Source organism: Streptomyces sp., assembly GCF_050698815.1.
Classification (GTDB): domain Bacteria; phylum Actinomycetota; class Actinomycetes; order Streptomycetales; family Streptomycetaceae; genus Streptomyces.
This window is the reverse complement of record NZ_JBOHCV010000147.1, coordinates 1-11962: the sequence shown is the minus strand read 5'-3', so window position 1 is coordinate 11962 and position 11962 is coordinate 1. Positions and strand designations below refer to the sequence as shown.

11 protein-coding genes and 1 tRNA gene are annotated in these 11962 nt (G+C 65.2%); 6 read left to right on the top strand and 6 right to left on the bottom strand.

All coding sequences use genetic code 11. The features are described from left to right. Nucleotides 1-224: 224 nt before the first annotated feature. The 3 genes from ACRDP3_RS05790 to ACRDP3_RS05780 form a co-directional block, all read right to left on the bottom strand. Nucleotides 225-488, bottom strand: coding sequence for a hypothetical protein (locus tag ACRDP3_RS05790; protein ID WP_431515730.1), 264 nt, complete (start codon nucleotides 486-488; stop codon nucleotides 225-227). A 15-nt stretch (nucleotides 489-503) separates the two neighbouring features. Beyond that, the gene (locus tag ACRDP3_RS05785; protein ID WP_431515729.1) at nucleotides 504-956 is read right to left on the bottom strand and encodes a glycine-rich domain-containing protein; all 453 of its coding nucleotides are present in this window, start codon (nucleotides 954-956) and stop codon (nucleotides 504-506) included. Nucleotides 957-1282: 326 nt separating this feature from the next. Next, nucleotides 1283-1633: a hypothetical protein gene (locus ACRDP3_RS05780; RefSeq protein ID WP_431515728.1), complete on the bottom strand. Its 351-nt coding sequence runs from the start codon at nucleotides 1631-1633 to the stop codon at nucleotides 1283-1285. 277 nt (nucleotides 1634-1910) lie between these two features. On the opposite strand from ACRDP3_RS05780, the gene ACRDP3_RS05775 reads away from it, so the two are divergent. Together ACRDP3_RS05775 and ACRDP3_RS05770 are read left to right on the top strand one after the other, a co-directional pair. Continuing rightward, entirely contained in the window at nucleotides 1911-3185 is a 1275-nt protein-coding gene (locus tag ACRDP3_RS05775) for a hypothetical protein (protein ID WP_431515727.1), read from the top strand. An 11-nt stretch (nucleotides 3186-3196) separates the two neighbouring features. Beyond that, complete coding sequence (locus tag ACRDP3_RS05770; RefSeq protein WP_431515726.1) at nucleotides 3197-3736, top strand: GNAT family N-acetyltransferase; 540 nt, start codon at nucleotides 3197-3199, stop codon at nucleotides 3734-3736. 1076 nt (nucleotides 3737-4812) lie between these two features. On the opposite strand, the gene ACRDP3_RS05765 is transcribed toward ACRDP3_RS05770, so the two are convergent. Beyond that, nucleotides 4813-5913, bottom strand: a complete 1101-nt coding sequence (locus ACRDP3_RS05765) for a DUF5677 domain-containing protein (protein WP_431515725.1) — start codon at nucleotides 5911-5913, stop codon at nucleotides 4813-4815. A gap of 425 nt (nucleotides 5914-6338) precedes the next feature. Here ACRDP3_RS05765 and ACRDP3_RS05760 point away from each other — a divergent pair. Further along, nucleotides 6339-6426 (top strand) — tRNA-Phe (locus tag ACRDP3_RS05760). 77 nt (nucleotides 6427-6503) lie between these two features. Here the strand turns inward: ACRDP3_RS05760 and ACRDP3_RS05755 are convergent. Next, nucleotides 6504-7991 (bottom strand): FG-GAP and VCBS repeat-containing protein, encoded by a 1488-nt coding sequence (locus ACRDP3_RS05755; protein WP_431515724.1) that lies wholly within the window; start codon nucleotides 7989-7991, stop codon nucleotides 6504-6506. 211 nt (nucleotides 7992-8202) lie between these two features. Between ACRDP3_RS05755 and sph the strand changes: the two genes are divergently transcribed. The 3 genes from sph (at nucleotide 8203) to ACRDP3_RS05740 (ending at nucleotide 10682) form a co-directional block, all read left to right on the top strand. Continuing rightward, nucleotides 8203-9255, top strand: a complete 1053-nt coding sequence (gene sph / locus ACRDP3_RS05750; protein ID WP_431515723.1) for a sphingomyelin phosphodiesterase — start codon at nucleotides 8203-8205, stop codon at nucleotides 9253-9255. Between the two features lie 270 nt (nucleotides 9256-9525). Further along, nucleotides 9526-10032 carry a hypothetical protein gene (locus ACRDP3_RS05745; RefSeq protein WP_431515722.1) on the top strand — a complete coding sequence of 169 codons (507 nt, stop codon included), beginning with the start codon at nucleotides 9526-9528 and terminating at the stop codon, nucleotides 10030-10032. A 413-nt stretch (nucleotides 10033-10445) separates the two neighbouring features. Beyond that, on the top strand, nucleotides 10446-10682 hold the full coding sequence (locus ACRDP3_RS05740) for a hypothetical protein (protein ID WP_431515721.1): 237 nt from the start codon (nucleotides 10446-10448) through the stop codon (nucleotides 10680-10682). Here the strand turns inward: ACRDP3_RS05740 and ACRDP3_RS05735 are convergent. Next, nucleotides 10679-11692, bottom strand: coding sequence for an ABC transporter permease (locus tag ACRDP3_RS05735; RefSeq protein ID WP_431515720.1), 1014 nt, complete (start codon nucleotides 11690-11692; stop codon nucleotides 10679-10681). The two genes, ACRDP3_RS05740 and ACRDP3_RS05735, sit on opposite strands and share 4 nt — an antisense overlap. Nucleotides 11693-11962: the final 270 nt, after the last annotated feature.

The following is an 11962-nucleotide window of genomic DNA, read 5'->3' as shown; positions in this document are numbered from 1 at the left end:
CACCTCACCAGCACACCACGAGCCCGCACCCGCACCAGCCACTTCGCAGCACTCGGCCCCACCGAGCCAAAGCTCAGCAGGGCCGAGTAAAAGCCACCCCCGAATAAACCAACAGCGTCAGTGATCTTGGCGGGGGCTTCTTCATGCCGGGTGACGCCATCCCTGACATCAACGCAATGTGGCAGTGCTCGCCTACGACGGACAGCGCCGGGCGCTCGAGCCCATCAGCTCGTCGGGTGCTCCGGGAAGATGAAGCCCCGCACGGGATGGCCGTCGTGCCAGCCGGGGGTTCTCGCTGGTTCACCGCCAAGCTTCGCGATCAGCGCATCCAGCGACGACAGCGTGATGTCCTGCCGGTCCAGGGCGTCAGCACGATCGAAGATGCGCCACTCACCTGCCGGATCAGCCATGTCGACGGGGCCCGCTTCGCCGGGCACACCGACGAGCTCCAGCGCTCGATGAACCCTGCGGGCTTCGTCTTCGGTCACGGAATGCCACCTTTCCTAGTCGATGCCCTTGGGGCGGGGGATGGGGGTAATGGGGCCGTTCGGTCCGCCGCTGTGCTGACAGTTTGCCGCGACACTGATGCCGCCGTCATTCGGAGCTGCCCACAGTTCGACGTCGACCGCGAACCCTGCCCGGTCGATCGTCGCGCGGGTGCGCCTCAGGACCTCTGGGTCGTAGTTGGTCATCGCGTAGCCGGGGTGATGGTCCACGAACCGGCCGTACCGGTCGCACAGATCGCGGTACAGGGCGGTGTGCAGGATCAGGGCGTGCCAGCCCTCATCCACCACCCGCGAGGGCGCCATCGGCAGGTCGTATTGCGCGCCGGCGGCAACGAACTTGGCCGCCTCGCCGATGATGCGGCGGGCCATGGGCCGCACCATGCCAGGGTTGTTGTCGGTGATAGTGACGAGCACGCGCTCCATGTCGGAGCCGGAGATCAGTTCGTTCATGTGCGTTCCCTCTCTGGATTGTCTTCTCGCCAGGTCGGTGGGGCTTCTGTTATCGCTGGGGTTGGGAGCCGTAGAGGATGGCGCCGAGAACAGCGGCAACAGCGAGCCAATGGCAGACGACCGCCGTCCGCTGCCTCATTGGGCGGCCTCACGTTCATCAAGGACGGCAATGTCGTCGCGTAGCCACCGCGGGGCGTCACAGTGCTGCGCGCGGGCTCGGGCGTGCTCGAAGCAGGCGTAGAGGATCGCTCCAGGGCCGGAACCGCCTTCGATCACGCCCACCATGACGGCCCCGTCCCTGGTCGAGCCGCAGTCGATACACCGTTTCACCGCGCCGCCACCTCGCACGGTCCAAGCACATGAGCGATCACCGAGGTGAGGGCGGTGCGCAGCCGGCACGGATTCGTCAGCAGGCGGCTTTCGTCGATGGGCATTACCCAGTGCGGGCCCGCTGACCTGACCCGGTCGCGAGGCGGTACGGTCACCCAGCTCGCCGGCCCGAGGACCTGCACGTGCGCGTTGCCCGGGAACTTCCACGAGGCGGCGGAGCCGCTTCGCACCAGCCAGTACAGACGGTGCGCACAGGGGTCGCGGATGACGGCACCGCCCTGATCACCGAGAACAGCCAGCACGCGGTCTCCGAGATACGCGGGCAACCGCACCGCGTCCCACTCCACACCGGCAGGTTGCAGCCTCGAGTCTCGTCCCCGTGGCAACCACGAGGGTGGTTCGAGCTTCGTCAGGAAGGTCATTGGTAGCTCCCGTCCACGAGTGTCTGACTACGCCAGGTAATCGCGCGGCGACAGGAAGGAGCGATGGTGTGCCGATGCAACTCCGATGCAACTCGCGCCCTGTGCCGCTGAACCCCGTGCAATCCATCGCCGTGAACGGAAGAATCGGGCTACGTTCCGTGTCGGACGGAACACAGCAGCCACCCGATGCTGGAGCGCTTTGATGGACCCCGAGAAGTGGCCCAACGAGAAGATCCGGGCTGTGCGCGAAGAACGCTTCCAGATGAGCCGCCAGGAATTCGCCCACGTGATCAACGAACAGGGTCTGCGCATGGGCGAGAACACCGGCTGCACGCCCCGGGTGGTCGCCACTTGGGAGGACGGCGATGTGGCCATGCCCCGGCCCATCTACCGCCGCATCCTGACCGAGTTGACGGGCGAGAGCATGGCGGTTCTGGGCTTCTCCGGGACCCGCCCAGCCCGTCGCACCGTCATCTCATTGGATCAACTCAGCAGCCAGGAGCCACCAGTGGACAGGCGCAGCTTCCTCTCTGGCCTCGGAGCTTTGGGGTTCGACCCGGAGCATGGGACGCCCCGCAGAATCGGAGATGCGGAAGTACGAATCGTCCGCAAGATGGTCCGCCAGCTCAAGCAGCTCGACGAACGTATGGGCGGCGACAACCTGAGCATGGATGCCCACCGGGCCCTCGGCGCCCTCAACCGGCTCATCAACACCGCGCACTACACCGACCGCACTGGCAAGCAACTGCGCTCCGCATGCGGTGACTTGGCCGTCCTCACCGGCTGGCTGAGTTACGACGCCGATCGGACGCAGGCCGCCTGGACGTACTACAACCAATCCCTCTACCAATCCCGCATGGCGGAGGACCCCGAGGTGGAAGTTCACGCCTACGCCCAGATGTCGATGGCCGCCGCCCGCAAGGGGATGCCGCGCGACGCCGTCGAGTTGGCAAGGATGGGCCAGCGCGTCGGTGCCCGTCACGTGCCCCCACGGCTGATGTCCCTCCTTGCGCTGCGAGAAGCCTGCGGCTGGTCCCGGCTGGCCGACTCCGCGGAGTGCCGGGCGGCTCTCTCCCGGGCGTACAAGTCCTTCGACCACGGCCCGTCGGACCAGGACCCCAAGTGGATCGACTTCTACTCACTGGCCGAACTGGACGGCTTGGCCGCCACCTGCCATGCGGACATCGGCGAAACCGATGTGGCCAAGCGGATGACCGAAAAGGCGCTGGCAACGATGGATCACCGCTACGGTCGCAACCGTGCCTGGTACAGCACGGTGCTGGCCGAAGTGCACCTCCAGGACGGCAACGTCCCGGACGCCTGTCGGGTTGCCCGAGACACGCTGCCCCTGATCGCCGGAGTTTCCTCCACCCGTACGACAGCCCGCCTCCGCCACTTCCGCAAGAGTGTCGAGCGGCATAAGGCTGAGCCCGCAGTTCGGGACTTCCTGGACCAGTCGCACGCTCTTGTGGCGTGAGAGGGAGAGACATGTCGGAACTGAAGCTGCGCCGACTGAGCGGCACGGAGGCCGCTGCCCGAAGTGAGTTGCTGGCGGACCTGTACGAGCAGGCGTACGCCGAGAAGCTCGACGGCGCCTTCCGGTCCCGCGAGGGCTTCCTGGACAGGCTGTCCACATACGTACAGCGGCCCGGCTTCGAGCTGGTGACCGCTGATGACAACGGCACCATGGCCGGGTACATCTTCGGCTTCCCCATCGCCCCCGCCGGGACCTGGTGGAGAGGTTTTCGCAGTGATCTTCCCCTGTATATCCGTGAGTTGACCGAGCAGGGGAAGGTCTTCGCCATCTCAGAACTGCTGGTGCACCCTGCATCCCGCCGCCGGGGCATCGCCCGCCGCCTCCACGATGAACTCCTGGCGAGCCGGGGCGAAGAGCTCGCCACCATCCTGGTCGACCCGAAGAACACCCCGGCACGGTCCGCCTACTACACGTGGGGCTGGCAAAAGCTGGGCGACATCCAGCCCTTCGACAACTCCCCAGTCTTCGAGTCCCTGACCCGACCGCTCTGACCAGGCCCGACTTGGCACCCCTGCTCCGCCCCCTCGAGTGAACCACCATCGGCCCCGGCCTCCCCACAGGCGTCAACAGCGCGCTCAGCCAACCGAGAGGACGCAGTCAAGCATCAAATGAAGCCCCCTGTTGAGCGTCTCCCGAGACCGGACACCTCACGGCCTCGGTACTGAGTAGCAACCTTCTCTCTACCTCAAGGGCTCGCTCCGCTCGCCGCGCGGCCCGGCCGCCGGCCCGCGCGCGGACACGAGCTGCTGAAGAGAACGACGTCGTAGCCGGTGCGGCCGGCTCCACGGCTTTAAGCAGCCAACGTGGAGCGAGCCTCTAAGATCATGGCCCAGATCGGGCTACTACGGGCAGGCAAGTAGCCAGCCCGATTCGCGGCCAGCGTATGGGCCATGATCTCTCGCTCCAAGGCAGCTCCAGCTCTAAGCCGCTACACCGACCTCATACTTCGGGAATCTGACTCGTTTTACTTGGCCATCTCAACAATGTCTCGCCCGCTCCTGGGTGAGTTTCGGTCTGCTTTCGAAACAGGTCGGCCAACACTTGTCGAGTCTCCGCGATCTCGTTTGCAAGACGCTCGACGTCAGAAATCGAGAATTCGCGTTCCTGTAGGCCCTTCCGTTGCCTGCTGCGGATGCACCAGAAAAGCTTCTCTCCCGCGGGAACGTCCCCCCATGGGCGACCAAGGTAATCATCCCCATGTCCGATACCCAGTGTCATCTCCGCTCGCCAGGTGCCGTGAGTTACCGCGTTGCGCAGAATTCGCAACTTCGCCATCTCGGCTAGAAGGCTGCGAAACTCAGCATGATCCTCGCTGGACCAGAGCCTAAAGTGGAAGTCTACTTGTGCACGCATGGTCTTGAATGTATCGCTAAGCTATTCGCTACTCTGGCCCTCGAATAATACCCAGACACTCTCGGCGCTACCAGGCAGAAGGTCGGATATCATCTCGCGCAACATTTCATCCACTTGCGCGCTTTCCACCGCGACTCGACCAATTGCCTCAAAGAGCCTAGGGTCTGATGCGAATGGAATCAAGAATTCACTCTCCCGTCACTGTTCTCAAATTCTAGCCAGTGGCTTCCGGTGATGACTCAACAAATGCCTCAATGGTCGCCTCTATTAGACGGCAAAATTCCGCACCACTATAGTTGTAGTCCCATTGTTCAAGGCTACTGGTAAGTGACCGGAGAACGCCCAGAACTCCGGCATCAAGCAGAACCGATGCGATGTAACCAATGTAGCCTGTGAGTTCAGGATTTAGGCGGCCTCGCATGTTATAGATTTCAACTTGGTTAGACTGGAAAGAAGACAGCGTCCCACTTGAGCCTGCGTGTACCGCGTGGTTGAATTCACGATAAGCTTGCTTGATTGAATCTATTTCTACTGAATCCTCAAGATCCTTGAATGTGACACGCTTCTTTTCAGGGTTTCCCGTGGCGGGTGCTGCCCAGTTGTTTTCACCATTGAAGAAATTTACTCCCCAACGAGCCAGTGCCCCATCTCGAATTCTTGCTTCCTTCTCGGGAAGGTCCGCCGTCAGCCATTTCCTTCCGTGCTCTTCATAGCGAGATGATATATAGTACCTCTCGGCAAGGTCCCAGCCTCCCGGTGAAGCATCGTTGCAAATGACCCACGACTTCACTACGAGTTCGTACAGAGTGCATGCTCGGGATGCCGCACCGTCGGAGAATCCGTATCTGAGCAAATGGGATATCTCCCGTCCGAGAAGAATCATCCTGGAGTGCATGCCGGTCAATACAAGTGCCTTCACGCTCTTGCCGCTCAGCAATCCAGTGATTCCAAAAAGCGCCTCGCCGTGTCGCGTCGCTGGAGTCTCGCTAAACCACGCCATAAATGCGCGGGTGAGGTTTAGATTCACGAATTCAGCTGAGGCGAGAGAGAGGTCAAGGTTTCTGAACGCTGCGGCAAACCTTCGCATCACTCCCCGGTAGACGTTCTGATGTCGCTTTACATGTTTCCTGGATCTTATTCTCGATTCCTTCTTGGAAGAGGTCGTTAAGTCGCTACATGAGTTGCCAGCGTCAAGAAGAGTTCGATGATAGAACTTCAATCCGTCAATGTCGCCGTACTCGGATTCGCCAGCCTCAATTGACTTATTGACCAAATCGGTGAAGTGGCGCAGAAACGTTGATTCGTTTGGTTCCATGAAATCAGCCCCTCCCAGCCTTCCGATGTTCTCATTTGCGGTCGCATTAAGGCGAGAGCTTTGACACATCTCGTCTGATTTGTAACTTTGGGGCGGGTTTTGCCGAGGTGCGCGACTGGGGCCGTCTTTGGGCCGTGCAAGGCTGGCCGACACTGACAGTCGATGCCGGATGTAACTGTCGTCGCACCGCTCTGGCCTGGGGCTCTCTAGTTGATCTGCGACACTGGTACGGCTATGCCGAAGCCCGGAGCACTAGCATCAATTGGGGCTATCCGTGCCCTCTGCGGCAGGATTGACAGCGACTCACGAGGCGCGCGGCTGCCCTTGCGGAAACGAGCCCGAGGCACCACGTGCGAGTGCCGTTGATTCTTCCCGACGGGCTTGAGCTTCCGCATCCAGTCCCAGCTCGGACGGGTGGTCGCCGAGGTTGTTCAGGGCCGCGGCGAGATCGGGGCGCGCCTCCTCCGCCTGAAAAGTGGAAGGTCGCCGGTTCGACCCCGGCCCCAACAACCGCCGCCCGACCAGGGCAAACGCCCCCTCGAATCCGCCGATCTTCGGAGGGGGCGTTCTCGTGACCAGAGCGGCGACGGTCAGTCCGGCGGAAAGAGGAACGTGCCGTTCTCGTTGGCGAAGGAGCCGCCGAAGCGGGCGTTCGTGGCGGGGGTGCCGAGGTCGGTGGGGTTGAAGGCGATCGAGCCTGTCGTTGTCGTACCCGCCGTGGTGCCGGGCAGTGACCAGACGGCGCCGGTGTTGTTCTCCTCGGGTGCCGAGACGGCGAGTTCGGCCCTGCCGTTGTCGGTGACGTCGAGCAGGCGCACCGCGCCGCCGAAGCGGTCGCCGGCCTCGGCGACGCCCGGGAGGTTAGGTGCGTCCTGGTCGAAGGCCTGCGCGCCGGCGCCGGTCATTCCGCCGGCCCGGCCCTTGAGCAGGACCACCGAGCCCGCCGCGGCCTTGGTCCCGATGGCCTCGAAGGGAACGCCCGCGGCGAGGTCCGCGTAACCGTCGCCGTTGACGTCGCCCGCGTCGAGGCGGGCGCCGAACTGGTCACGGTCCTCGCTTACACCCGGGACGCCCGTGGTGTTCTGCGTGATCGTCGTGACGCGGGTGTTGCTGGGCCCGCTCGCCGTGCCGAAGTAGATCTTGATGGTGCCGGCGTCGTAGGGAAGGCCCTCGACGATGCCGTTGGGGACCACACGGGTCGCGAGGTCGCCCTTGCCGTCGTTGTCGAAGTCGCCGACGGTGACGGTGGCCGCTGAGTTCAGCGCCGTCGACGTCGTCGACAGTCCTGTGCTGGTGCCGCGCCAGAACTTGCCGCCTTCGGCGTGCTCCTCGTACGAGTGGAAGGTGGCGAGGTCGTCGATGCCGTCGCCGGTCATGTCGCCCGCGGTGATCGCGGTGATGGAGTTGTCGGTGGTGAACATGTCGACCTGCTGCTCGCTCGCCGCCGCCCCCGCGCGGGTGAAGGGGCCGAACAGCACCGAGCGCAGCTCCCAGTCATCGCCGCGCCACATGACCAGGTCGGCGTGTCCGTCGCCGTTGAAGTCGCCGCCGACGAGGTCGTCGCCTACCTGCCAGCCGCTGGAGCCCGCCGGAGCCTCGATCGTCGAGGTGCCCGTACCGGTGAGCCCGCCGGCGCGGCCCCAGAACACGGTGACCGTGCCATGGCTGTTGGTCGCGGCGACGTTCTCGCCCGAGCTGCGTACGGCCAGGTCGGTGAGGCCGTCGCCGTCGAGGTCGCGGGCGACCAGCTTCTGGCCGAAGCGGTCATCGGTTTCGGCGACGCCCGGCACGCCCGTGGTGTTCTGGCTCAGGTACGCGCGGGAGCTCGTCTTGAGGCCGGTCGCCGAGCCGTACGTGACGACCACGTAACCGGCCCTGACCTGCCCGCTGATGGCGGCCTCGGGGGCGGCGGTCGCCAGATCCTGGTAACCGTCGCCGTTGAAGTCCTCGGTCATGGCGGCGGATTCCGCCGCGGAGAGCTGCGACGCCCCACCCGCCGCGGAGGCGACGCCGCCGACGAGGGCGGTGGCGGTGGCGAGGCCGACGACAGTTACGCACAGCGAGCGGATACGACGCATGATTCCTCCAAGGCCGCGCGTGATGGATGCGGCGGTTCGGGAGTGAGACTCGCGACCCGTACGAATGGTTGTGACGTGACGGCATTTGTCGGCCAGACCGGGCACCGGACGTTTGCAGGTTCGAGCAAAAAACGCCGAAGAGATTACTTGAAAGTAACCGAGCTGCTTTGATGTGCGGCGGACAAGTCCCCCACCCCCCACGGGAGATGCCATGCCACCCTCAGCACTCCGCCGTATCCAGGGCTTCGCGACCATCACCACGCTGGCTGCGGCCGCCTTCGTCGCGACCGGCCCGTACGCCACCGCCCTGCCCGACGCCGCCACGACCGAGGCCGCCGCCGCGCCGACCGACGCACGGGACGACGCACCCGCCGCCGACGCATCCGCCGTCGATGCGCCGAACCTGAAGGTGCTCAGCTACAACACCTTCCTCTTCAGCAAGCTCATCTACCCCAACTGGGGCCAGGACCACCGCGCGAAGGCGATCCCCGACGCGGACTTCTTCCAGGGCCAGGACGTCGTCGTCCTCCAGGAGGCCTTCGACAACTCCGCCTCCAACACGCTCCAGGAGAAGGCCGCGGCCCAGTACCCCCACCAGACACCGGTGCTGGGCCGGAGCAAGGACGGCTGGGACGCGACCGGCGGCTCCTGGTCCGACATCGCCCCCGAAGACGGCGGTGTCACGGTCCTCAGCAAGTGGCCGATCCAGCACAAGGAGCAGTTCGTCTACGACCACGGATGCGGCGCCGACTATCTGTCCAACAAGGGCTTCGTCTACGCCGTCCTCGAGGTGAACGGCGCCAAGGCGCACGTGGTCGGCACACACGTCCAGGCCGGGGACTCGGCGTGCGGAGACGGTGAGGCGCAGGAGACACGCGCCGAGCAGTTCAAGGCGATCGACTCCTTCCTCGACTCCAAGTCGATCCCCGCGGACGAACAGGTCATGGTCGCGGGCGACTTCAACGTCGACTCACGCGGCTCCGAGTACGCGTCGATGCTGGCCAACGCGGATCTCGCGCCCGCCGAGGCCCGTACCGGACACCCCTATTCCATGGACAACGAGACGAACACCATCGCCGCCTACCGGGACCCGGACGGCACGCCGTCGGACCTGGACTACGTACTGCACCGCAACGGCCACGCGCGTCCGTCGGGCTGGGAGAACACGGTGATCAAGGAGGAGAGCGCGCCCTGGGAAACCTCCGGAGACGCCTTCACCAACCTCTCCGACCACTACCCGGTGACCGCCGGCCCGACGTCGTAGAGCACCGGTGAGTGCCCCGTCACGGACATCTCACCAAGGGCAAGTCCGCCGCCGCCTTGGAATCCACGGCCATCCCAGGGTGATTCCATCTATCGGGAGGCAGCTTTGCGGGGCCTCCCGGCGGTGGTCGCCGGCGCCCACCGCTTTCAGCGGCGATGAAGCGTCGAAGTCCGGGCGGAAACTTGCTTTCCAAGAAAAAGGCGCAGAAGCTTAAAGGTGCACGAACCTACTCAAAAGGGGTATAACGCCCCGTGAGTGCAGGTGAGGCTCATGGCTACCCAGTACCAGCCTCCGGTAACAGATGCCTCGAACAGAGTCCGCAGGAAGTTCTTCCCCCGCTGGCGCGTCTTCACCTGGGTGATCCTCGCGTTCAACCTGATCATGCTGACCTGGGTGATCCTCGGAGCGTCATCGGGCCCGGACTGCGGCGGCAAGACCGGTGACGCGCTGACGCAATGCGAGGCAGGACAAGTAGGCACCGGCATCGGGGTCTTCGGGCTCATTCTGATCTGGGCCCTCGGTGACATCATCCTCGGTGTGCTGTGGATGATCACCAAGCCGCACAAGCGGGAGTGCCCTGCATGCGGGAACAGCGTCCGCAAGGGCGTCATGCGGTGCGGTGCCTGCGGCTACGACTTCCGGCAGATGCTGCGGCCCGGGGCGCCGCCAGGCGAGGCCACTCCAACAGCGGGCGCTCCTCCGGGAGGCGCGCAGCGTGGCTGGCCCGAACACCCGGCGAAGGGTAAGCACGGTAAGCACAGATCGCACTCCTCGTAGAGCACGTCACAGTTGGGAGTTGGGTGCGCTGCTGGGAGCGGGGGTCGTGGGCGGGCGTCCGCTGTTCAGCACGCCCGCAGAGCGCCAGGCGGCGAGTCGTAGCGCTGCGCCCGGGAACGGGCTGCCGAAAAGGACTGTGTGCGCGCCGTGTTGGGCGCTTAGCCTGTGTCGCATGTGCCGATGTGAAGCCGTACCGCACCGAAAGGGCGATGCCGCGTAGACGCCCCTCGGTCATACAGGCCGGGAAGCCCGTACGCAGCGTGAGCTATCGCCTGCGCTACCCCGCCATCGACGGCCTGTCAGGGGCCTGTGTGGCAGAGATCAGACGTCTGGAACGTACGCGGTTCGCGCCGGGGACAGCGGCAGAAGCCTTCTGGCACTGGCGAAATCTGGCGCACGGATCCCTCCGGGCCATGACCGACCGCTTCGCCGCTACCGGGTGCGAGGAGCCGGTGTGCGGCTGTGCCCCCGAGTTCTTCCGCGACCAGCTCGAAACCCTGCTGCACGCCCTGTCGAAGAAGTCCGCCCGTGAACTCCGGGCGCTCGTACATGCGCTGGACGCCACGATCCTCCGCAGAGCGGAGGTGCTGTCCGCCTCGTCACCGGACGCCGCCTGGTGGCGCGGGCAACTGCACGCCAGCAGGGTCTAGTCACGCCCGGCCGCCCGCTTGTTGAGCACCCAGAAGACCGTCGTGCCCGCCAACGCCCATGCCGCCAGCACCAGATACGGCTGGACGTGTGCGTTGCCGGGGAAGTAGACGGCGGTGTGCTGGGCGTTGACGGAGGCGCCCGGGGGGAGCCAGCGGCCGACGGCGCCCAGCAGGGAGGGAAGGAGCGGCCAGGACACCGCGCCGCCGGAGGAGGGGTTGCCGAGCAGCACCAGCAGGCCCCAGGTCGGGATCATCGCCCAGCGCCCGAAGAAGGTGTCGAACATCAGGAAGACCATCGCCGACGTGAACATGGTCAGCGACAGGATCAGCCAGGAGTGGACGAAGGGCATGGGTACGGCGCCGAGCAGCCAGTCCACCATCGCCGCGATGCCGAAGCCGCCGAGCAGCGCGTAGGCGAGGGTGAAGGCGATCCGCTGGGGCGGGCCGAGGGCGGGGACGTTGACGTTGAGCTGGATCGCACCGATGAAGCCGATGATGACCGCGGCGAGGGTGATGTAGAAGATCGCCAGCCCACGCGGGTCACCCTTGCCGAGCGGCTTGAGGTCCTTGACGGAGACCCGTACCCCCACTGCCTCGCCCACCTTCGGCCCGGCCTGCCGGAGCACCTCGGCGACCGAGGAGCCGGCGGCGCCGGCGAGGTTCATCTCCACCTTTCCGGTGGTGTGCGGCCGCAGGATCATGAAGACCTTCTGCGCCTCGACGGCCTGCCTCGCCTGCCCGAACGTGCGGTAGCGGCTCAGTTCGAGCAAGGAGCCGAGTGCCTTCCCCATGCCGGTCACGAAGGCGTCGGCCTGCCGCTGGTCCTGCGCGGAGCCGACGACGGCGGTGGGAATGTGGCGGGGGGTGGGGTCGGCCATGGCGTAGGTGTAGGAGCCCGCGAAGAGCCCGGCCGCCGCCGCGATGATCAGCACGAGCACCGACGCGGGGAAGAACGGCGAGCGCGTGAAGGAGCGCCATTTCTCGGTGACGGTGCCGTGCGGCTTGCTCATGCGCGTCACCCTAGGTTCTCGATCACCTGATTTGTCCCTGTTATTCGCCTTTGGCGGTTATGCGCCGGACGGGCGTGGGCGGAAATGGTTCGTCAGGCGAATCGGCGAGGTGAGATCCTGGAGCCGGTATGCCGACTTCCACTTCCCCTTCCCCTGCTCCTTCCCCGTCCCTCGACGCGCTGCGCCGGCGCCTGCCCGAGCTGATGCTCCGCGACCAGCAGCGGCTGGGGCGGCGGCTCGAGGGTGCCCGGAAGATCCGTAAGCCCGAGG